Raw genomic sequence first — 20,469 nt, 5'->3', positions numbered from 1 at the left:
CCCGGAACGTACGTCGGGCCCGGCCCAAGATCTAGATCGCCTGCCGGATCCGGCCATCGTGTCGGCGGGATCGGTCATCATGGTGACCGTGCCGACCTCCCCGACGCCCGACGCCGCGCCGCGTCCGGCGGAGCTTGACGCGGTCTTGGAAAGGATCACGTACACCAACGAGGACACCGGCTACACCGTCGCCCGCGTCGCGACCGCCAAGAGCGGCAGCGACCTGCTGACGGTCGTCGGGGCGCTGCTCGGCGCGCAGGTGGGGGAGAGCCTGCGCCTCGTCGGGCGGTGGCGCTCGCATCCCAAGTACGGCAAGCAGTTCGAGGTCGACTCGTACACGACCGTCCTGCCGGCGACGATCCAGGGCATCCGCCGCTACCTCGGCTCCGGCATGATCAAGGGGATCGGGCCGGTGATGGCCGACCGGATGGTCGGCCACTTCGGCACCGACATCCTCCGGATCATCGAGGAGGAGCCGGAGCGGCTCGTCGAGGTGCAGGGCCTCGGCCCCAAAAGAACGAAGCGCATCGGCGAGGCGTGGGAGGAGCAGAAGGCCATCAAGGAGGTGATGGTCTTCCTGCAGGGCGTCGGGGTGTCGACGTCCCTGGCCGTCCGCATCTACAAGCAGTACGGCGACGCGTCGATCGAGACCGTCCGGAAGCAGCCGTACCAGCTCGCGTCCGACGTGTGGGGCATCGGGTTCAAGACGGCCGACACGATCGCGCAGGCCGTCGGCATCCCGCACGACAGCCCCGAGCGGATCAAGGCGGGCCTCCAGTACACGCTGTCGGAGGCGGCGGACGACGGCCACTGCTTCCTGCCGGAGCCGAACCTCGTCACGGCCGCGGAGAAGATCCTCGGCGTCGGGCGGGAGCTGATCGTCCCGGCGCTGGACGAGCTGGCCCGCGACGAGGGCGTCGTCCGGGAGCCGATCCCCGGCGAGGGCGAGGACGCCGCGACGATCCCCGCCGTGTACCTGGTGCCGTTCCACCGCGCCGAACGTTCCCTGGCGCGCGGGCTGCTGGAGTTGCTGGACGCCCCGACCGACCGCCTCAAAGCGTTCGCCGACGTCGACTGGGGCAAGGCGCTGCCCTGGCTCAGGCAGCGCACCGGCCAGGAGCTCGCCCCCGAGCAGGAGGAGGCGGTCAAGCTCGCGCTGACGTCCAAGGTGTCGGTGCTGACCGGCGGGCCCGGCTGCGGCAAGAGCTTCACCGTCCGCTCGGTGGTCGAGCTGGCCGCCGCGAAGAAGGCGAAGATCGTCCTGGTGGCGCCGACCGGGCGGGCCGCCAAGCGCCTCGCCGAACTGACCGGGCACGAGGCCGCGACCGTCCACCGGCTCCTGCAGCTCCAGCCCGGCGGCGACGCGAAGTTCGACCAGGACACCCCGCTTGACGCCGACCTGGTCGTCATCGACGAGTCGTCCATGGTCGACCTGATCCTGGCCAACAAGCTGGTCAAGGCGATCCCGCGCGGCGCGCACCTGCTGCTCGTCGGGGACGTCGACCAGCTCCCGTCCGTCGGGGCGGGCGAGGTGCTCGCCGACCTGCTCGGCGCCGAGGTGATCCCGCGCGTCCGGCTCACGAAGATCTTCCGGCAGGCGCAGCGGTCCGGCATCGTCGTCAACGCGCACCGCGTCAACTCCGGCGACCATCCGCAGACGCACGGCTACCCCGACTTCTTCCTGTTCCCGTGCGAGGAGCAGGACGAGGCGGCCGAGCTGACCGTCGACGTCGTCGCCAACCGCGTCCCGCGCAAGTTCGGCCTCGACCCGCGCCGCGACGTCCAGGTCCTCGCGCCGATGCACCGGGGCGCCGCCGGGGCCGGGGAGCTGAACGCGCGGCTGCAGGAGGCCCTCACCCCGCACGACGACGCGCGCCCCGAACGCCGCTACGGCGGACGCGTCTTCCGCGTCGGCGACAAGGTCACCCAGCTCCGCAACAACTACGACAAGGGCGAGGCGGGCGTCTTCAACGGCACCGTCGGCGTCGTCACGTCCGTGTCGCTCGAAGAGCAGTCGCTGACCGTCGTCACCGACGAGGACGAGAGCGTCGACTACGCGTTCGACGAGCTGGACGAGCTCGCCCACGCCTACGCCATCACGATCCACCGCTCGCAGGGCAGCGAGTACCCGGCCGTCGTCATCCCGCTCACCACCGGCGCGTGGATGATGCTGCGCCGCAACCTCCTCTACACGGGGATCACCCGGGCGAAGAAGCTCGTCGTCCTCGTCGGGTCGCGCCGGGCGCTCGCCGCCGCCGTCCGCACCGCCGGCGCGGGGCGCCGCCACACCGCCCTCGCCCACCGCCTGTCCCCGCGGTAGCGCCTTTTCAGCGGGATAGTGAAATTTCAGTTCCGGGACGGCCCTGAGAAGTATTGACAGGTGTTTCGGAAGCGTTTTCAAAATGGCAGACATGATCACACACGCTCCCGCCCCCCACGGCACCGCGCCGCTCCCGCACATCCTCGCCCTCGCCCTGACGGTCGTCCTCGCCGCCGGATTCGCGGTCGCCGCGACGGCCGCCCCCGCCCGCGCCGCCGCCGGCGACCCGAAATGCGGAGCGGGTTACGTGGGCCTGACCTTCGACGACGGCCCCACTCCTGAGTACACCTCCCGGCTCCTTTCCGCGCTGCGGGAGAACGGCGTCCGGGCCACTTTGTTCAACATCGGCGAGAAGGCGGAGAAGAACCGGGAGCTGGTCGTCGCAGAGAAGGAGGCCGGCATGTGGATCGCCAACCACAGCTGGTCCCATCCGCAGCTGACGAAGCTGCCAGAGGAGGAGATCCACTCGGAGCTCGAACGGACGAAGGACCTGCTGGAGGAGCTCACCGGGACGGCGCCCACGCTGTTCCGGCCCCCGTACGGGAACACGGACGCCACGGTCAAGGCGGTCGCGGAGGGGCTCGGCATGACCGAGATCATCTGGGACGTCGACACCCGGGACTGGAGCGGCAAGTCCGCCGAGGAGATCGTGGAGGAGGCCGTCACCGTGCAGAGCGGCGAGGTCATCCTCATGCACGACGGCTACGCCGCGACCATCGAGGCCATCCCGGCGATCGTGGAGAACCTGCGGAGCCGCGAGCTGTGCGCCGGAATGATCTCGCCGGCCACCGGCAAGGCCGTGGAGCCGGACGACGATGATCCGGCGGACTCGTGACGGTCAGTCCCTGACGGACAGGGCCGTGAGGCGGAGGCCGGTGAAGGCGCCGGCGGTGACGCCGCGGACGCGTTCCGACCACACCAGGTGGTCGTGGCGGGACCACAGCGGCATCGCCGGCATGTCCCGCAGCAGGGCGCTCTCGGCGAGACGTGCCGGGATCACGCCCGCGTCCGCGGTGGCCGCGCGCTCCGCCTCGGCGACGAGGCGGGCGGTGTAGCCGTCGTCGAAGCCGGTTCCGGCGTCCAGCAGCGGCGCGAGCGCGGCGACGGGCGCGGGGTAGGCGGCGGTGGTGCGGACGACGAACGGACCGTCCACCGTGCGGTCGTCCAGGGCCTTGGCCAGGCCCGTGACGGGGTGCGGGCGCGCGTCGACCTTGAGCTCCTTGCGGAGCTGGTCGGCGACCGTCCGTACCCAGGCGTCGTCGCCCCGGCCCGCCTCGTACCAGAGGTTCACCGGCCCGGTGAGGCCGCCCGCGTCGGCCAGCGCGGAGACGGCGGCCCTCGCGTCGTGGAGGCACAGGCGGCACTGCCCCTCGCGGTGGCCCGGGAGGATGCCGGGCGCGACGAGCGCGTCGGCGGGCGAGTACTGGTGGCCGAGCGGCCCCTCGGTCACGGCGGAACGGTCGACCGCCATGGACAGCGCCTGCCGGACGGTCGGGGACGCGAGCCGCTCCTCCCATCCGGGGAACGCCAGGTAGGTCACGTCGCGTCCGGGCACGGCGCGGTGGCGGTCGCCGAAGTCGGCGTCCATCGACTCGTGCCGGTCGGCCGGGACCAGCGTGGCGACGTCGAGGTCGCCGGACTCGGCGGCGGCGTACTGCGTGCGCGCGTCCGGCATCCGCTTGACGACGATGGAACGCCCGCCCTTCACGGGGGCCAGGACGATCTCCCGCGCGCTCCGCGACTTCAGGCGCAACGGGCCGTTGCCCACGGGGGCACGGCCGTAGGACGTCCAGTCCCGCGACGTCAGGACGCTCTCGGGTATCGGGAAGAACGCGGGGTCGCCGAGCAGCGCCGGGAACCCGGTCAGCGGACGGTCGAGCGTCACCTCGAACGTCCGGTCGTCCTTGACCTCGATGCCGGGGACCTCGGTCGCGCCCTGCTTGGCGCCCTTGACGCGGGCGACGTCGGTGAACAGCCGCGACCCGGCCCAGCCTTCGCGCAGGACGGCCGTCCAGGCGCCGGTGAAGGAGCGGGACGTGACGGGCGTCCCGTCCTGGAACGTCGCGCCGGGGCGCAGCCGGACCGTCCAGACCCTCCGGTCCGGGCTGGTGATCGACTCGGCGGCGGCGTTCGCGGGCGCGCCCGTTCCCGGGTCGTAGGCGACGAGGCCCGTCCACACCGCGTTCGCGATCATGCGGCCGGTGCCGTCGCGGACGTCGCCGGGCAGCAGCGTCGCCGGGGCTGCGGCGCCGACGGAGATCCGCGGGTCGTCCGGCCCGCTCGCCGCCCGGAGCGCCGCGATCGGGGCCAGCAGGACCACCACGGCGCCGGTGACCAGGGCCGCGGTACGGGTGGAGCTTCTCAACGACTTCTCCCGGGAGCCAGGCGGGGACGAGCGCGAGGGTACGGCAGGACGACAGGTCCGACCAGTCCTTACGCTGCTGAGTCCATTTCGTGATGCGCGTGCCTGTTGATCAACGTTCCAGCCTCGTTCACACTGGCGGCTGCGATGATCTCTCCCTTGGAGGTGCGATGGCTCCCCGCACATCCGTTTCCGTCAGGCGCCTGATCCAGGCCGGCGGCGCGGTCGCGACGGCCGCGGCGCTGCTGGCCGGGACCGCCTGGGCGTGCCCGCCCGAGCCGCCCGGCGCCCAGGGCACGCGGGCCGCGTCCGAGGGCGAGGGCACCGGCGGCGGCCGGCACTCCGGGCACTACCACCGGGCGCCCGCCGCGGCCACGGAGTCCGAGGCGATCAAGGGCGTGCGGCGTGTCGGGGGGGTGAGCGACGCCAAGGGCGCGATCTCGCTGATGTTCATCGACTACGGCCACGGCCGGCACAAGCGGACGATCATGTACGCGACCGGCGAGTTCGGGCTGAAGGCGTACGACGTGTCCGCCGACCCCCGCGCCCCGAAGCTGGTCGGGCAGCTGAACATGCCCGGCATGTGGGAGACCGAGGACACCGACTTCGACCCCGAGCGCAAGATCATCTACTTGTCCCGGGATCCGCGCGCGTTCGGCGGGGACACCAAGACCGGCGAGTCCGGCATCTACGTCGTGGACGCGTCCAAGCCGGAGAGCCTGCGGCACATCACGTACGTGAAGGTCCCGGCCGGGCACACCACCACCTGCGTCAACGACTGCAGATACCTGTGGACGGGCGGGCCCGCGAAAGCCGACTGGATGCCCGCGGACTGGGGCGGACGCCCCGTCTGGGTCACCGACGTCCGCGACCCGGCCAAGCCGAAGGTGTACGAGAAGCCGATCGACACCGGCCGCAACGACGGCAAGACGGACTACACGCACGACATCCAGGTCGACTCCGACGGGGTCGCGTGGGCGTCCGGGCGCGGCGGCGTCCGCGGATACCACACGTCCGGCCGGCACTACGACCCGCTGGAGAAGAGGTGGCGCAGGGCGACCGCGTACGACCCCGTCCCCTTCGCGGGCGGCGGGCTGGACGAGGCCACCACCAACTCCGCGTTCATGCACAACAGCTACCGCGCGACCGGCCGGACCCGGAACCAGGCCGCCGACCCGCGCAGGTGGGGCAACGGCAAGCTGCTCTACGTCACCGAGGAGACGTTCAACGACGGCTGCGCCAACGACGGGCTGCTCGTCATCGCGTCGCTGGAGGGCTCCTACCGGGGCGAGGGCTGGCGCTCCACGCCGCAGGACCCGTTCCGCCTGCGCACCGTCGGCACGTGGGGCGTTGCGGGCAAGGAGGGCAGCGACCCGAAGAGCCTGGACTGCTCGGCTCACTACCTCGACGTCCGCGACGGCATCGTCGTCCAGTCGTTCTACGCGCAGGGCACCCGCTTCCTGGACGTCCGCGACCCGACGAACCCGAAACAGGTCGCCTACTACCGGCCGGCGGACGCCTCGTCCTGGCAGCCCTACTGGCACGGCAAGTACGTGTACGTCGCCGACAACACGCGCGGCGTAGACGTGCTGGAGCCGACCTTCCGCTGACCGTCCCAAGAACCGCGCCGCCCCCGTTTCTGCGGAGGCCCGTCCTGCGGAGACCCGCTTCTGCGGAGCCCGCCCCACCCCCAAGGACGGGCCTCCGCCCCGCACGGCCGAGGCGTCACCGGCCGCCGCGCCGCCAGTACTGCTCGCCCGATTCGCGGGCGCTCCGCTCGGCCGCGTCCGCGGCGGACCCGGCGGCCCGGCGGAGCTGGTGCCCCGCCCGCTGGACGGCCCGGACGGGACGCGCGGGCAGATGCCGGGACGCGCCGCGGTGCCGCCGCCAGTGCTCGCGGGCACGGGTCCGGTGCTCGACGCGCAGGTTCTCGATGAGCCGGTCGACGTCCATGGACACCTCCCCGTACAGCGGCCACGGGTCCCCGGCCACGGCCCGCTCGTGCAGCCTGCGGGCGAGCCGGGCGCGGCGCTCGCGGGCGACGTCCACGCGGACCTCGAGGTCGTGCTCGGCGAGGAACGGACGCGCGTCGCGGGCCAGGTCGGAGCGGGCCAGCCGGCCGTAGGCGGCGACGCCGGCGGCGATCCCGGCGAGGGCGTCGCCGAGCTCGCGGCGCAGCGACCCGTCGGTCATCAGCCGGCCCCGGTCCCCGAGCCGCTCGTCGTCGGCGAGCGCCCGGGTCAGGCCGCGCAGCGACAGCGTGAAGTGCTCCATCGTCTCCATGGCGTTGCGCAGCGCGACGCCCGCGTCGATGAGGCGCCGCGCCCGGGTGCGGGGGTTGAGCCGGACGCTCTCCTCGGCCGCGCCGAGCTCCTGGTCGGCGCGGCCGATCTCGCGGGCGAGCCGCTCGGCGCCGTCCTGCCAGCGGGCCGCCTCATGCCCGGTGCGCTCGCCCCGCAGACCGTCGGCGATCTCCTCGATCAGCGCGCGCAGCTTCTCGGTGATGTCCTCGACGGCCTCCTCCGCCGGACGGATCCGCACCGACGGCGCGAGCAGCGTGGCGGCCAGCCCGGTGGCGGCGCCGATCAGCGTCTCCAGGACCCGTTCGGCGGCGCCGCTCCCGCTGGCCGCGCCCAGCGCGAAGATCAGCATCGCGGAGATCGGCGCCTCCAGCACGTGCTCGCGGAGCCGCAGGACGTGCCCGATCACGAGCGCGGCGAGGATCGTCAGGCCGAGCGTCCACCAGGAGAACCCGATGGTGCTCGCGGCCATCACCGCCACCAGCACCCCGGAGGTGACGGCCGCGACCCGCAGGATGCCCGCCCTGATCGTCTGGTAGACGGAGAACTGGACGACGAGCAGCGCGGTCAGCGGCGACAGCAGCGGCTTCGGCCCGCCCTCCGGCAGCACCGTCAGGGCCAGCACGTACGCCGCCACGGCGGTGATCGTCAGCCGGGCGATGCGGTAGCCGTCCGACCGGACCTCCCGGCGGATGAACTCGGACATGCCGGGTGTCCTTCCCGCATGTCGGCAATGTTGCGGTAAAGCCGCTGAAAGCGAGAAAGGTCACCCGGGGACGATCAGCTGCGGCGGCGGGCGCGGAAGGCGGCGACGTTCGTCCGGTTGGCGCAGGACTCGGAGCAGAAGCGGCGCCGTCCCGCCCGGGACGTGTCGGCGTACACCCGGTCGCAGCCGTCCGCCGCGCAGACGCCCGTCCGGGTGAGCCCATGCTCGACGATCAGCTCGGCGAGGTTCATCAGCGTCGTCGCGCGGAACCGGTCCGGGAGCCGGGACGACGGCGGCGCGTAGTGCATGTGCAGGCCGTGCGGCTCGTGGTCGGCGAGGTGCGGATGCATCGGGACCTGCAGCATCAGCCCGTTCAGCAGGGCCATCGCGTCCTCGACGCGGGCGGCCTCGAAGAACGGCCGCAGCGTCCGGCCCCAGGCGCGGAAGTCGCCGGCGTCGTCGTCCCTGAACTGCTGCCAGAAGAACTCGTTGTCGCGCAGGATCCGGCGCAGCGCGTCCGCGGAGTCGTCACCGCCGGTGCTGGTGACGGCGTTGACCAGCGCGGCCGAGGCGGCCACCCCGTGGCTCTTGTATCCAGTGATCCGCATTGCCGTCGCCTCCGGTGGCATGCCATGCTGTAAACGACATACTAATTACAACCCTTACCCGCTTCCATGGGGATGTGTGCGCGGTGGAGGAATGCCCACGCTGTGGCTGGCCCGAGTCCGAGGCGTACGAGGTGCTCTCGCGCCATCTGACGTCGGAGGGCGTGGTGACCTACACCCGCTGCGCCTGCGGCGAGGTCCAGGTCCGCGTGCGGCGGTTCGAGCCCGGCCCGGCGGCGGGGGGCACGGCCGTGGCGGGGGGAGCCGCCGACGTGTCTGCATCGGACGCGTCCTAGTGGCGCCAGCGGGTGGCGGCGGCGATCTCCTCCGGCGACGCGCCGTCCAGCAGCGCGATCTCGCCGCGCCGGACGGCCGACACGGTGTCGGTGACGGCCTCGCCGAGCGCGTCCCGCAGGACGGCGTCGGCCTCGAACGCCGCGACCGACTCCGCCAGCGACGCGGGAAGCGGCTCGATGCCGCGGGCGGCGCGCTCCTGCTCCGTGAGCGCCGCCGGGTCGACCTCGACCGGCTCCGGGAGCCGGAGCTCGGCGCCGAGCCCGTCCCGCCCGGCGGCGAGCAGCGCGGCCAGCAGCAGGTACGGGTTGGCGGCGCCGTCCAGGCACTTGACCTCCAGGTTCGCCGCGCGATACTGCTCGCCCTCCGCGCCGGTGACGAACCGCAGCGCCGCCTCCCGGTTCTCCGGCCCCCAGCACGCGAACGCGCCCGCCCAGTGCGACGGGACGAGCCGCAGGTAACTGGCCACCGACGGCGCCCCGACCGCCAGCAGCGCCGCCAGCCGGCGCAGGATCCCGGCGGCGAACGCCTCCCCGGCGGCCGTCATCCCGCACGGACCGTCGCCGCCCGCCATCGCGTTCACCGGGCCCGTTTCCTGTGGAGGACGACCCTCCACACCCCCCTGCGAGTTCTGACCCGCGTTCTCCTGCCACAGGCTGAGGTGGACGTGCGCGCCGTTGCCGACCGAATCCGCCTCGACCTTCGGGGAGAACGAGGCGGCCAGGCCGTGCGCCGTCGACACCGCCCGGATCGTCTCCCGCACCAGGACGGCGGTGTCGGCCGCGCCGACCGGGTCCTCGGCCGCGACCGACACCTCGTACTGCCCGGCCGCGTACTCGGGGTGCAGCTGCGCGACGGCGACCCCGGTCTCCTTCAGCGCCGACAGGACGTCCCGCAGGTATCCGGCCAGCTCGGTGACCCGCGTCATCCCGTACGCCGGGCCCCGGGACGCGGCCACGAAGTCGTCCCCCTCGCCCTTCGACACGGCCCACTCGATCTCGAAGGCGGCCCTCACCGACCAGCCGCCCTCCGCGAGCCGCTCGGTCTCGCGGCGCAGCAGCGCCCGCGTGTCCAGCGGGTGGACGCCGCCGTCCTGCGCGTACCGGAGCGCGGGCGCGTGCGCCCAGCCGGGCAGCGCCGCCAGGATGCGGAGGCGGTCCAGGTCCGGGTGGAGCCGCAGGTCCCCGGCCGGGCCGCCGATGTGCTTCCCGGACGTGATCGAGTCGTCCAGCAGGAACACGTCGAACACCGGCGACATCCCGACGCCCCACGCCGCCGCGTGCTCGAGCCGCTCCACCGGGACGGTCTTGGTCCGCGTGATCCCGCTGACGTCCACCCAGGTGAGCGCGACGGCCACGACGTCCTGCCCGGCCAGCCGCCGCGCGGTCTCGCCGGCCCGCTTGCCGAGCCGCGCGCGGGTGGGCCCGTCGATGCTGTGCCCGGCGAAGACGGTCTCAGGGATCTGTTCCACGGTGCTGGCTCCCGATCGGAGTGGCGTCGGCGTGACGCGGCGACGATTGACGTCCCGCAAGGGCATCGTAGAGAGATCATCCGCTTTCAGGGAGGAGACGGGCCCCGTGCTTGAGCACCTGGAGTCGCTGCGGCTGATCGACCACCACTGCCACGGCGTCCTCGGCCGGGATCTGGACCACGCGGAGTTCGGGGAACTACTGACAGAGGCGGAGTCCGCGGGCCCGCCGGGCGTCAGCATGTTCGACACGCAGGTCGGGTTCGCGCTGCGGCGCTGGTGCCCGCCCGTCCTGGGCCTGGACGCGCACGCGGAGCCGGACGCCTACCTCGCCCGCCGCGCCGAGCTGGGCGCGGCCGAGGTCAACCGCCGCTTCCTGGACGCCGCCGGGCTGCGGGCCCTGTGCGTGGACACCGGGTACACGCCGCAGTCGATCCTCGGCCCGCCTGACCTCGGACGGCTCGCGGGCGCGGAGGCGCACGAGATCGTCCGGCTGGAGAGCGTCGCCGAGCGGGTCGCGGCGGACGGCGTCGACGCGGCGCGCTTCGCGGACGAGGTCCGCACCCGCGTCCAGGAGCACGACGCGGTCGGGGCGAAGTCGATCGCCGCGTACCGGGCCGGGCTGGAGCTGCCGGGCGAGCGCCCGTCCCCGGCGGAGGTCACGGCGGCGGCCGGACGGCTCATGCGGGCCGCCGAACCGGAGCGGGCGGGCGAACCGATGCGGGCGGGCGCGCCGCGCGTGTGCGACGAGGTCCTGCACCGGTTCCTCGTCTGGTGCGCGGTCGACGCCGGGCTGCCGGTGCAGTTCCACGTCGGGTACGGCGACGCGGACGCCGACCTGCGCCGCGGCGACCCGCTGCTGCTCATCGAGCTGCTGCGCGCCATGGATCCCGTCCCCGCGATGCTGCTGCACAACTACCCGTTCCACCGGCACGCGGGCTACCTCGCCCAGGTGCTCCCGAACGTGTACGTCGACGCGGGCCTCGCGACCCACAACCTCGGGCACCGCGCGCCGGTCCTGATCGCCGAGCTGCTGGAGCTCGCGCCGTTCGGGAAGGTGCTTTACTCGTCGGACGCGTTCGGGCTGGCCGAGCTGTACCACCTGGGGGCGCTGCTGTTCCGGCGCGGCCTCGCGGGATTTCTCGCCGGGGGCGTGGACGACGGCGCCTGGACGGCCGCGGACGCCGAACGCGTCGCCGGTCTGATCGCGTCCGGCAACGCCCGCCGCGTGTACGGGATCTGACGGTCCGGGCGACGAGGGTCCGAGCGATTCGAGGGGGATGCGCCATGGCCGCACGGGAACGGCTGCTCGTCATCGGAGGCGACGCCGCGGGGATGAGCGCCGCGTCGCAGGCCCGCAGGCGCCGGAACGCGGACGACCTCGGCATCCTCGTCGTCGAACGCGGGCACCACGCGTCCTATTCGGCGTGCGGCATCCCCTACTACGTGGGCGGCGTGGTCGAGGAGCTCGACAAGCTCATCGCCCGCACGCCCGCCGAGTTCCGCGAGCGCGACATCGACCTGCGGCTGCGCACCGAGGCCGTCGAGATCGACGTGGACGGCGGCCGGGTGCGGGTCCGCGACCACGAGGGCGGCGGGGAGCGCTGGGAGTCCTACGACCAGCTGATGGTCGCGACCGGCGCCGTCCCCATGCGGCCGCGGCTTCCCGGGGCGGACGCGCGCGGCGTCCACGGCGTGCAGATCCTCGACGACGGGATCGGGATCCGCGGCGTCCTCGAAAAGGAGAAACCGCGGCGTGCGGTCGTGGTGGGCGGCGGCTACATCGGCCTGGAGATGGCCGAGGCGATGGTGATGCGCGGCCTGGAGGTGTCCATCGTGGACGCCGCCGACCAGCCGATGCGGACTCTCGACCCCGACATGGGCGCCGTCATCGCCGACGCGATCCGCGGCATCGGCGTGGACCTGCACCTCGGGGAGCGGGTCGAGGGCTTCGAGACGTCCCCGGACGGGCACGTCACCGCCGTCCGCACCGCGGGCCGGACCCTGCCCGCGGACCTCGTCGTCCTCGGGCTCGGCGTGCGGCCGGGCGCCGACCTCGCCCGCGCCGCCGAAATCGAGACCGGCCCGACCGGCGGCATCGTCACCGACCGGCGGATGCGCACCCGCACCGACCGGGTCTGGGCCGCGGGCGACTGCGTCGAGACCCGCCACCTCGTCTCGGGCGGCCCCGTCGCGATCGCGCTCGGCACGCACGCCAACAAGCAGGGCCGCGTCGCCGGGATCAACCTGGGCGGCGGCTACGCGACGTTCCCCGGCGTCGTCGGCACCGCCGTGTCCAAGATCTGCCGGATCGAGGTCGCGCGGACCGGGCTGAACGAGCGCGAGGCGGCCGCCGCCGGGTTCGAGACGCTGAGCGCGGCCGTCGAGTCCACCACCCGCGCCGGCTACTACCCGGGCGCCACCATGATGAAGACCAAGCTGATCGCCGAGCGCCGCTCGGGACGGCTGCTCGGCGCGCAGATCGTCGGTGAGGAGAACGCCGCCAAACGCGTGGACGGCCTCGCCATCGCGCTGTGGAACCGCATGACCGTCGAACAGATGACGGGCCTCGACCTCGGCTACGCGCCGCCGTTCTCGCCCGCCTGGGACCCCGTCCTGATCGCCGCCCGCAAGGCCGCCGAGGCCGTCGAGCGCGACATGTCCGGCTAGGCGGTCCAGGCGGTGTAGGCGGCCTGTCCGGCCGGGCGGCCTAGGCGAAACGGCTGCTCGGGACCGGGCCGGGGGAGCGGACCGCGTCCCGCGGGCCGGTGAGCCACTGCCCGGCGACCGCCCGCGCGAACCCGGCGAGGGCCTCGTCGGGGTCGGGCGGCGTGGCGCCGTCGCCCTCGTCCTTCTCCGGGACGGCCTGGACGATCTCGGCCGCCAGCTCCTCCACCGGCCGCACGTCCGGCGGGACGGTCTCGGTCTCGCCGTCCGGCGTCACCCGCAGCTGCTCGCCCCAGGGCGCGACGACGACCTGGTGCAGGAGCCCGGTCACGTCGGCGCTGACCGCCGGAGGGGCCGTCCAGCAGGTGGCGCGCTCGAACAGCACCTGTCCCTCGGCGCGCTCCCACAGCCCGTCCGCCTCGGTCTCGTTCAGGTCGTACGCGACCACGAGGACATCGGGGCGTCCGGGGGCGTACGGCTCTGCCGGGAGCCCGAACACCTCCGCCGCCGCCAGCCCCAGGATCTGGCTCGACCGGTCGGGCAGGACGCCGACCGACGCCGGGCGCCGTCCGGCCGCGTCCAGGATCAGCCGCAGCCGGTCCAGGACCTGGCGGCACATCGCGAAACCGTCGGAGGTGTACGCGAACCGTCCGGTCATGCCCCGGTCGAACCCGTACGGCGAGATCGTGGCCAGGACGCCGCCGCCGAGCGTGAAGTGCCAGCCCCGCAGGTCCTTGGCGTCCAGCGGGCTGACGGCCCGGACCGTCCGCGCCCTGGCGAGCATCCGCGCCAGCCGGTCATGGGCGGGCGCCCAGTCGGCGTCGTCCGGGACGGGCAGCGCCGTCGCCTCCCGGTCCGCCCGGACGACGTCCCCGGCCAGCAGCGCGTTGTAGGCGAGCAGGTACCGGGCGGGCCACGGGTCCAGCGCCACCACGCGCGGCTCCAGCGCGGCGACGGCCTCGGCGTGCCGGTTCTCCCGCTCCAGCGCCGAGACCAGCTCCATCAGCAGCGCGGGCTCGTCGGGCATCAGCTCCAGCGCCTGCCGCAGCGCCGGGATCGCCAGGAACGGCACGCCGCGCTCGATGCACGCGTACCCGAAGTCGTACAGCTCCTGCGGTCCGCGCGCGCGGACCATCGCCGCGGCCGCCTCCCGCATGTCGTCGAACCCGGACCGGGCCGCCGCGCCCTCCATGAGCCCCGCCACCTCGGCCAGCCCCATGTCCTCCGCGTTGAACCGCAGATGCCGGATGAGCCCGGCGATGTCGCCGCTGTCCAGAAGTGCCCGCGCTTCGCTCATGGGCGGCCACGCTACAACCGGCGGCCACCGAGATTCACGACATTTTCCCCAGGGCCTGGAGGACGTCCGCCACAAGATCCTCCGTGTCCTCGATCCCTGCGGAGAAGCGGACGAACCCGGGCTCCACCGCGTCGCCGCCCCACCGTCCGCGCCGCTCCGCCGAACTGTGCACGCCGCCGAAGCTGGTCGCCTGCATGACGAGCCGCAGCGAGCCGAGGAACCGTTCCGCCGACGCCTCGTCCCGCAGCGTGCCCGAGGAGCAGGTCCCCGTGGCCCGTCATCGCCTTGGTGTCGCTGGCGACGGAGAAGTCGGCGCCCCAGTCCAGGGGCCGCTGCCCGAGCGGCGTGGCCAGCGTGTTGTCCACCGCCACCAGCGCGCCCGCCGCGTGCGCCGCCTCGACGACCCGCGCGATGTCGCACACGTCCAGCCCCGGGTTGGACGGCGTCTCCAGCCAGACCAGCCGCGCCCCGTCCAGCAGCCGGATCTGCGCGTCCCCCGCCGTGGGCCCCATCCGGACGGCCGCCCCGTACGACTCCAGCCGCTCCTTCAGCATCCGGGTCGTCATGTAGCAGTCATCGGGCAGGACGACGACGTCACCGGCCCGCACCTGCGACAGCAGCACGCTCGCCACGGCCGCCATCCCGGACGAGAACGACACCGCCTCGGCGCCGCCCTCAAGCTCGCCGATGGCACGCTCCAGCAGCGTCCACGTCGGGTTGCCGTCCGTCCGTACGTGTAGGGCCCGGCCGGCTCCCCGGCCAGGTGGTAGTGCGCCGCGAACACCGGCCCGGGCAGCCCCGGCGCGAAGTTCTCCGGCGCGGGCCGTCCGGCCCCCACCGCCAGCGTCCCGTCCCTCACCCGCACCCCTCCTCACCGATGTGCCGGCGTCCTCCCCGTCGCGACGGCCGGACCCCGCTGAAGGCGTTCAGGCGCGGCAGGTCAGCGGACGGCCCCCGTTGAATTCGATCATGTCGCTGAGGGCGGAGACCAGGTCGATCTGCCCGCCTGGTTCGAGCCCGTCCAGCTCGGCGTAGGCGCGGTACAGGTTGCCGACGAGCCGCTCGGCGTCGGTCAGCTCCGCGAACGGCCCGAGATCGGCCTCCCGCGCGGCCTCCAGCGGCGTCAGCCCGGCCGCCTTCCCCGCCCTGGCCGTCGTCTGGACGAACCGGGCATACCCGACCACGTGGTCGATCAGCTCCGGCCCCGCCACCGGGCCGTGCCCCGGGACGATCACCTCCGCGCCCAGCGGCGCGACGACCTCCTCCAGCACCGTGATCGCGCCGGACACCGACCCCTGCATCAGGAACGGGGTGCCGCCGTTGAACAGCAGGTCGCCGCAGAACAGGACCCGCCGGTCCGGGATCCACACGATCGAGTCGTTGGTCGTGTGCGCGGGCGTCCCGACGTGCCGGACCTCGCACCGCAGGTCGTCCACCCACAGGGTCACGCCGTCGGTGTAGGTGAGGAACGGCGGCTCCAGCTCGACGTCGCCCCAGTCGACCTTCGTCCAGAACGGCTCGTCGAACGGCTTGCCCCACGCGATCGCGGCGGCCCGCGCCTGCTCGTGCCCGACGACGGTCGCGCCGGAGAACAGGTAGTTGCCGAACGTGTGGTCGCCGTGGTGGTGGGTGTTGACCAGCGTCCGCACGGGACGGTCGGTCACGGACCCGATCGCCTCCAGGTACGCGCGGGTCCTGCGCTCGGTCGAGCAGGAGTCCACGCTGGTCACGCCGCGCGACCCGACGAGGAAGCCGGTGTTGTTGATCCACCAGGTGCCGTCCGGCTGGACGTAGGCGAACACCCCGTCCGAGACCTCCTGCAGCCGCGGGCTTCCGGGGCCCTCGCGGCCGGGTGCGTCGCTCATGAGACCCGGAGTGTAGCCGCCGGTCAGTACTCGAACTCGGGCACGGTCGTCACGAGATGCGGCCGCGGGGAGCTCTCCCTGGCGGACGGCTCCTGCGAGTGGGCCGAGCGCAGCACCTCCCCGGCGCCGAGCACGGCCGCGTCGCCGGTGTCGTCCCCGATCCGCGCGGCGAGGCCCGTCCGGTCGCGGATCAGCCGCTCGAGCCCGGGCAGCCGCGCAGACCCGCCGGTGAGGGTGATGCCGACGCTCAGCAGGTCCCCGGAGATCTCCGGGGAGCAGCCCGCGAGCCCGGTGCCGATCGCCTCGACGATCTCCGCGACGGGACCGGCGATCGCCCGGCCGATGTCCACGGTCGTGAGGACGACCTCGCGCGGCATCCCCGTCGCGACGTCGCGCCCGTGCACCACCGTCTGCCGCACCGGCCGCCGCCCGAGCGGCGGCACCGCCCCGACCGCCAGCTTCGCGGCCTCCGCCGCCGACACCGACAGCGCCACGTTCTGCTCGCGCCGGACCAGCGCCGCGATGGCACGGTCCAACGCCGCCCCGCCGACGTGCGCGGTGTGGGACGTGACGAGCCCGCCGAACGCGATCACCCCCACGTCGGTGACGTCCGCGCCGATGTCGGCGATGACCGCGACCTCGGGCCGCGCCGACGACGTCATGCCCATGCCGATGGCGGCGGCGATCGGCGTCGGCACCAGCGTGAGGCGCCGCGCGCCCGCCTGGTACGCGGAGAACTGCAGCGCCCGGAAGTGGACGGAGCTCAACCCGCTCGGCACCGTCATCACCAGCCGCGGACGCGCCGTGTAGTGGCGCCGGTGATGCTTGCGGACGAGATGCCGCATCAGGTATTCGGCCTCGTCGGTCTCGGTCGGCGCGCCCCTCCGGATCGGCCGGACGAGGGTCACGTCAGGGTTGCGTCCCGCCATCTCCTGCGCCGGCCCGCCGAGCGCGAGGATGCGTCCGGTGCGCCGGCATCGGGCGAGCAGCGACGGTTCCCGGCAGACGACGCCGCGGTCTCGGACGTGCATCCGCACGGTGGCGCTGCCCAGGTCGATAGCGGTGTCCCGGCCCGCGAAATCCCACATCGCGTCCCTCCCAATCGCCCCGAAAGTCGCAAGAGCCCTGATGATGCCCGTGCGTCCGGTGGGGATGCCCACGGCCGGGTAAGCGAATGGCAACGTCCTGGTGATCACGCGCCCGGAATTTCCGGAACGCCGTCCAGCACGCGCCTCCGCCCGCCCCCAAGTCCCGGGCGGGCACCAAGAGATCATGTGGCGACGGTGTCGAACCGCCCGACCGCCGGGACCGTTCGCAGAGGGCCATGCACACGAATACGCCACCGCCATGGACGTGTGGGACGTCCATGGCGGCGGAACTTGCTCGGTGGTGGGCCGGGTGGCTAGTGGGGCACGTGGCCTGGCGCGGTCAGGGCGTCGACCGGGCCCACGTACTTCTCCCAGGAGTCCGAATCGTGCCGGGCGTGGCGCGGGCTCCGCGACGCGGGCTTCGCCTTGTACCTCGGCCGTGGCTCGGGTTTGGTCTCTTCTGGCAGTGCGTCGCCTCGTGAGGGCTGGGCCGCGGAATCGTCCGGCTTCGTCGTGCCGGGGCGGCCGGGCGGCGCGTCCGCCTCTGCCTGGTCGTCGGCGGGGGAGTGATCGGGGAAGGTATCGGGTGATTTAGGCAATGTGTCGGCTGGTGGCGGAATCTGGGGGGCCCGCTCCTTATCTGGCGGTTTATTGGCGGCGCGCTTGTCCGCGCTCATCCGGTCGATCTTCTCGACGAGCTCCTTCACCGAAGGCGACCACTCCTTGTACGCGGGAGCGCCCGGACGCACCGCGCCCGCGAACTGTTTCTTCCGCTGCGCGCTGAGCTTGTCGATTCTGACTCTCGCGCCGGTATTCGGCGCATGCAGGTACCGTCCGTTCCCGACGTAGAGTCCAACGTGGTTGCGGCCGCGGAAGAAGATGAGGTCCCCGGGCTTGAGGTTCTTCAGCGCCACCTTCCGCTTCACCTGCCGGTACTGCGCGTGGGTGACGCGGGGAAGCTTCACGCCCGCCTTCCGCCACGAGGCCATCGCGAGGCCCGAGCAGTCATAGCCGCCAGGCCCTTCCGCGCCCCACCGGTACGGCTTGCCGATCTGCTTGCGCGCGAACCTCAGGGCCCTGCTCGCGCCCTCGCGCTGCGACGCCTCACGCGTCCGGTACCGGTCGTACGCCTGGACCTTCTTCAGCGTGGCGGAGTCGAGGTGCAGGCTCTTCAGCACCGCGGGGTTGAGCGCGGCGAGCGCCTGCGAACCCGTCGGGACCGCCAGCGCGAGCCCGGTCACCGTCATGGTGACGGCGGTCCGGAGGATTCTCTGTTTTCGGATGCCCGCCCGGGCGCGGCCGATATGGCCGACGGCTGCACCGTTCCCGGTTTCGTTTTCGTGCGAGTGGCCTGCGGTGGACATTCGGGTGCTCTCCGTTCCCCCGTTCAGGGGTCGACGTCCGGTTTTCACCGGGACAGGTGATCTCCCTGCCGAGAGTTCGGGTACCCGTAGATCGCACCGGGATTTTCCCGCGCACCCCGATTTTGCATGATCATGACATGGAATTAGCGGCGGCCTTTGGTGTCTTTGATCATGCGGTCAGATGGGCGAGCGATTTAAGCGGGACGGGCAGCCAGGCCGGACGGTTCCGTGCCTCGTACCGCACCTCGTACACCGCCTTCTCGAATTCGAAGGCGCGAATGAGCACCGAATGCGCCGCCGGATCGGGGCCGCCCGCCGCCGCGTAGCCGCGGCAGAACGCCGCCCTGTTGCGCGCCGCCCACGCGTGCGCCCGCGTCTCCAGCCGGCCGGCGGGCTCGGGCGGCACCGTCCCGGGCTTGGCGATGAGGAACCGGGCCGCGTACTCGAAGGAGCGCAGCATCCCGGCGACGTCCCGCAGCGGATGCGCGAGCGCCCGCCGCTCGTTCTGCGTCCGCGCCGGCTCGCCCTCGAAGTCCAGCAGCGTCCACCCGCTCTCGGTGCGCAGGACCTGGCCGAGGTGGTAGTCGCCGTGGACGCGCTGGACGGCCAGCGGCTCCGCCCGCGCCGCGAGGTCGAGGAAGGCCCCGGTGAGCGACTTGGCGTGCGGCGCCAGGCGGGGCACGGCCCGGCACGTCTCGGTCAGCTCGGCGTTCATGCGCGCCGCCATTGCGCGGACCTCAGCCGCGGGCAGCAGCGTCACGCCGAACGTGTCCGCGAGCGCGCGGTGCACCGCGGCGGTCGCCGCGCCGAGCCGCTCCGCCTCGGCGGCGAAGTCGCCGCCGGCGGCGCTCGCGTCCAGCTCGGCCCACGCGCCCTCCCAGCCCGCGTCGCGCGGCGGCGGCGGGTGCGCGAACCAGTCCCGGACGCTCGCGATCGCGAGGCTCCAGCCGTCCGCGCCGGTGTGCAGGTAGTCGGACAGGAGGCCGAGCGTGACCGGCTCCCCCTGCGACGTGCCCGGTCCTGGGTCCAGCTCGATCCAGCCGAGGACGGCCGGGACGTGCGCGCAGCCGCCGCGGGTCAGCGCGAGGTTGACCTCCAGATCGAGGTTGACGCCGCGGCTGAGCCGCCGGAACAGCTTGCAGATGTAGGCGTCGCCGAACAGCAACGAGGTGTTGCTCTGCTCGGCGGTGATGGGCAGGCTCGTCAGGTCGGTCCGGATGCGGGCGCCGTCGGCGTGGCGGAACCGCAGCGGGCCGATGGACGCGCCGGCGGCGAGCTCGTCCAGCAGCGTGCGGGTCAGGTCGGGGTCGTGGGCGGCGTCGTACAGGCGCACCGCCCGGCTGTCCGGATCGCCCGGGGCGTCGTGGGTGGACGCGCCTATCTCGACGTGTCTGAGCCGGTCGGGCAGCTCGCGCCGGACGCCGAGGAGCAGCTGGTAGTGGTCTATGGCGCCGTTCTGGTGGACGTCGAGGACGAGGTGGTGCAGGGCGGGGTCGCCGGTGTGGAGTTCGGTGGCGGTGCCGATGGCCAGGTCGTCGATGGGGCCGTCCTTGCCGCCGAACCATCGCTGCCTGGGCAGCCATTCCGCGAGGGCCCGCGTGAGGGCCGGATGGGGTGGCAGCACGGTCAGCCGGTCCTTTCCGCGCACGCGCCCGGTTCCGTGCCGTCGGCGTCCGGCGGGTTCAGCTGGAACCAGAGGAAGCCGTGCCCGGGAAGTGTCATCAGGTACGGGAGTTCGCCGATGGCCGGGAATTGGACGCCGCCCATGCATTCGACGGGGGAGTAGCCCTCGAATCGGCGCATGTCGAGTTCGACCGGCTGCGGGAAACGCGAAAGGTTGCTGACGCACAGAACGGTGTCCATTTCGCCCCACGGGCTCTCGTCCTTGGTGATCTCGCGGGTGAAGGCGAGGACGGAGGGGTTGGAGGCGGACAGTTCGACGTAGGATCCGACGCCGAAGACGGGGTGGCGTTGGCGGATCTCGATCATTTTGCGGGTCCAGTGGAGGAGGGAGCCGGGGTTGTTGGCTTGGGCTTCGACGTTGACGGCTTGGTAGCCGTAGATGGGGTCCATGATGAGGGGGAGGTAGAGGCGGGCGGGGTCGCATTGGGAGAAGCCGGCGTTGCGGTCGGG

General features: G+C 73.1%; 17 protein-coding genes. 6 read left to right on the top strand and 11 right to left on the bottom strand.

Annotation, left to right across the window (positions count from 1 at the left end):
• Positions 1–88: 88 nt before the first annotated feature.
• Both recD2 and ETD83_RS18340 read left to right on the top strand, forming a co-directional pair.
• Positions 89–2,320 (top strand): SF1B family DNA helicase RecD2, encoded by a 2,232-nt coding sequence (gene recD2, locus ETD83_RS18345; RefSeq protein WP_407921495.1) that lies wholly within the window; start codon positions 89–91, stop codon positions 2,318–2,320.
• A 91-nt stretch (positions 2,321–2,411) separates the two neighbouring features.
• Positions 2,412–3,155 (top strand): polysaccharide deacetylase family protein, encoded by a 744-nt coding sequence (locus ETD83_RS18340; protein WP_205717744.1) that lies wholly within the window; start codon positions 2,412–2,414, stop codon positions 3,153–3,155.
• Positions 3,156–3,158: 3 nt separating this feature from the next.
• On the opposite strand, the gene ETD83_RS18335 is transcribed toward ETD83_RS18340, so the two are convergent.
• Positions 3,159–4,685 (bottom strand): peptide ABC transporter substrate-binding protein, encoded by a 1,527-nt coding sequence (locus tag ETD83_RS18335; RefSeq protein WP_138646349.1) that lies wholly within the window; start codon positions 4,683–4,685, stop codon positions 3,159–3,161.
• A gap of 167 nt (positions 4,686–4,852) precedes the next feature.
• On the opposite strand from ETD83_RS18335, the gene ETD83_RS18330 reads away from it, so the two are divergent.
• Positions 4,853–6,292, top strand: coding sequence for an LVIVD repeat-containing protein (locus ETD83_RS18330; RefSeq protein WP_138646348.1), 1,440 nt, complete (start codon positions 4,853–4,855; stop codon positions 6,290–6,292).
• A 115-nt stretch (positions 6,293–6,407) separates the two neighbouring features.
• Here ETD83_RS18330 and ETD83_RS18325 read toward each other — a convergent pair whose 3' ends face one another.
• Both ETD83_RS18325 and ETD83_RS44575 read right to left on the bottom strand, forming a co-directional pair.
• Positions 6,408–7,688: an aromatic acid exporter family protein gene (locus ETD83_RS18325; protein ID WP_138646347.1), complete on the bottom strand. Its 1,281-nt coding sequence runs from the start codon at positions 7,686–7,688 to the stop codon at positions 6,408–6,410.
• 74 nt (positions 7,689–7,762) lie between these two features.
• Positions 7,763–8,296 (bottom strand): CGNR zinc finger domain-containing protein, encoded by a 534-nt coding sequence (locus tag ETD83_RS44575; RefSeq protein WP_230421001.1) that lies wholly within the window; start codon positions 8,294–8,296, stop codon positions 7,763–7,765.
• A 131-nt stretch (positions 8,297–8,427) separates the two neighbouring features.
• Between ETD83_RS44575 and ETD83_RS42600 the strand changes: the two genes are divergently transcribed.
• On the top strand, positions 8,428–8,589 hold the full coding sequence (locus tag ETD83_RS42600) for a hypothetical protein (protein ID WP_171064312.1): 162 nt from the start codon (positions 8,428–8,430) through the stop codon (positions 8,587–8,589).
• Here the strand turns inward: ETD83_RS42600 and ETD83_RS18315 are convergent.
• Positions 8,586–10,058, bottom strand: a complete 1,473-nt coding sequence (locus ETD83_RS18315) for a type I glutamate--ammonia ligase (protein WP_205717743.1) — start codon at positions 10,056–10,058, stop codon at positions 8,586–8,588. The two genes, ETD83_RS42600 and ETD83_RS18315, sit on opposite strands and share 4 nt — an antisense overlap.
• Before the next feature lie 106 nt (positions 10,059–10,164).
• Here ETD83_RS18315 and ETD83_RS18310 point away from each other — a divergent pair, with 106 nt between their 5' ends.
• Together ETD83_RS18310 and ETD83_RS18305 are read left to right on the top strand one after the other, a co-directional pair.
• Positions 10,165–11,298, top strand: coding sequence for an amidohydrolase family protein (locus ETD83_RS18310; protein ID WP_230421000.1), 1,134 nt, complete (start codon positions 10,165–10,167; stop codon positions 11,296–11,298).
• Between the two features lie 44 nt (positions 11,299–11,342).
• Complete coding sequence (locus tag ETD83_RS18305; RefSeq protein WP_138646344.1) at positions 11,343–12,725, top strand: FAD-dependent oxidoreductase; 1,383 nt, start codon at positions 11,343–11,345, stop codon at positions 12,723–12,725.
• Between the two features lie 40 nt (positions 12,726–12,765).
• Here ETD83_RS18305 and ETD83_RS18300 read toward each other — a convergent pair whose 3' ends face one another.
• From ETD83_RS18300 to ETD83_RS18270, 7 genes are all read right to left on the bottom strand, one after another.
• Positions 12,766–14,019, bottom strand: coding sequence for a tetratricopeptide repeat protein (locus tag ETD83_RS18300; RefSeq protein WP_138646343.1), 1,254 nt, complete (start codon positions 14,017–14,019; stop codon positions 12,766–12,768).
• Between the two features lie 11 nt (positions 14,020–14,030).
• Positions 14,031–14,894 (bottom strand): PLP-dependent transferase, encoded by an 864-nt coding sequence (locus ETD83_RS18295; protein WP_205717742.1) that lies wholly within the window; start codon positions 14,892–14,894, stop codon positions 14,031–14,033.
• Positions 14,895–14,945: 51 nt separating this feature from the next.
• Positions 14,946–15,884, bottom strand: coding sequence for an MBL fold metallo-hydrolase (locus ETD83_RS18290; RefSeq protein ID WP_138646342.1), 939 nt, complete (start codon positions 15,882–15,884; stop codon positions 14,946–14,948).
• A 23-nt stretch (positions 15,885–15,907) separates the two neighbouring features.
• Positions 15,908–16,972 (bottom strand): rod shape-determining protein, encoded by a 1,065-nt coding sequence (locus ETD83_RS18285; protein WP_171064311.1) that lies wholly within the window; start codon positions 16,970–16,972, stop codon positions 15,908–15,910.
• Between the two features lie 314 nt (positions 16,973–17,286).
• Positions 17,287–18,219 (bottom strand): C40 family peptidase, encoded by a 933-nt coding sequence (locus tag ETD83_RS45370; RefSeq protein WP_329602876.1) that lies wholly within the window; start codon positions 18,217–18,219, stop codon positions 17,287–17,289.
• 286 nt (positions 18,220–18,505) lie between these two features.
• Positions 18,506–19,984: a maltokinase N-terminal cap-like domain-containing protein gene (locus ETD83_RS18275; protein WP_171064309.1), complete on the bottom strand. Its 1,479-nt coding sequence runs from the start codon at positions 19,982–19,984 to the stop codon at positions 18,506–18,508.
• Positions 19,963–20,469, bottom strand: a 507-nt coding sequence (locus tag ETD83_RS18270; RefSeq protein ID WP_171064310.1) for an alpha-glucosidase C-terminal domain-containing protein, incomplete at its 5' end; no start/stop codon positions are given. The genes ETD83_RS18270 and ETD83_RS18275, both read right to left, overlap by 22 nt.

Origin of the sequence: Actinomadura soli (assembly GCF_005889715.1) — a bacterium.
GTDB classification, from domain to species: Bacteria; Actinomycetota; Actinomycetes; order Streptosporangiales; family Streptosporangiaceae; genus Spirillospora; species Spirillospora soli.
The sequence above is the reverse complement of the archived record's forward strand: the minus strand, read 5'-3'. Positions and strand labels throughout refer to the sequence as shown.

What these genes read in the sequence shown, in the direction of transcription:
- ETD83_RS18340 (WP_205717744.1), top strand. Translation starts at nt 2,412, where the DNA reads ATGATCACACACGCTCCCGCCCCCCACGGCACCGCGCCGCTCCCGCAC.
- ETD83_RS18330 (WP_138646348.1), top strand. Translation starts at nt 4,853, where the DNA reads ATGGCTCCCCGCACATCCGTTTCCGTCAGGCGCCTGATCCAGGCCGGC.
- ETD83_RS18325 (WP_138646347.1), bottom strand. Translation starts at nt 7,688, where the DNA reads ATGTCCGAGTTCATCCGCCGGGAGGTCCGGTCGGACGGCTACCGCATC.
- ETD83_RS44575 (WP_230421001.1), bottom strand. Translation starts at nt 8,296, where the DNA reads ATGCGGATCACTGGATACAAGAGCCACGGGGTGGCCGCCTCGGCCGCG.
- ETD83_RS18305 (WP_138646344.1), top strand. Translation starts at nt 11,343, where the DNA reads ATGGCCGCACGGGAACGGCTGCTCGTCATCGGAGGCGACGCCGCGGGG.
- ETD83_RS18300 (WP_138646343.1), bottom strand. Translation starts at nt 14,019, where the DNA reads ATGAGCGAAGCGCGGGCACTTCTGGACAGCGGCGACATCGCCGGGCTC.
- ETD83_RS18290 (WP_138646342.1), bottom strand. Translation starts at nt 15,884, where the DNA reads ATGAGCGACGCACCCGGCCGCGAGGGCCCCGGAAGCCCGCGGCTGCAG.
- ETD83_RS18285 (WP_171064311.1), bottom strand. Translation starts at nt 16,972, where the DNA reads ATGTGGGATTTCGCGGGCCGGGACACCGCTATCGACCTGGGCAGCGCC.
- ETD83_RS45370 (WP_329602876.1), bottom strand. Translation starts at nt 18,219, where the DNA reads ATGACGGTGACCGGGCTCGCGCTGGCGGTCCCGACGGGTTCGCAGGCG.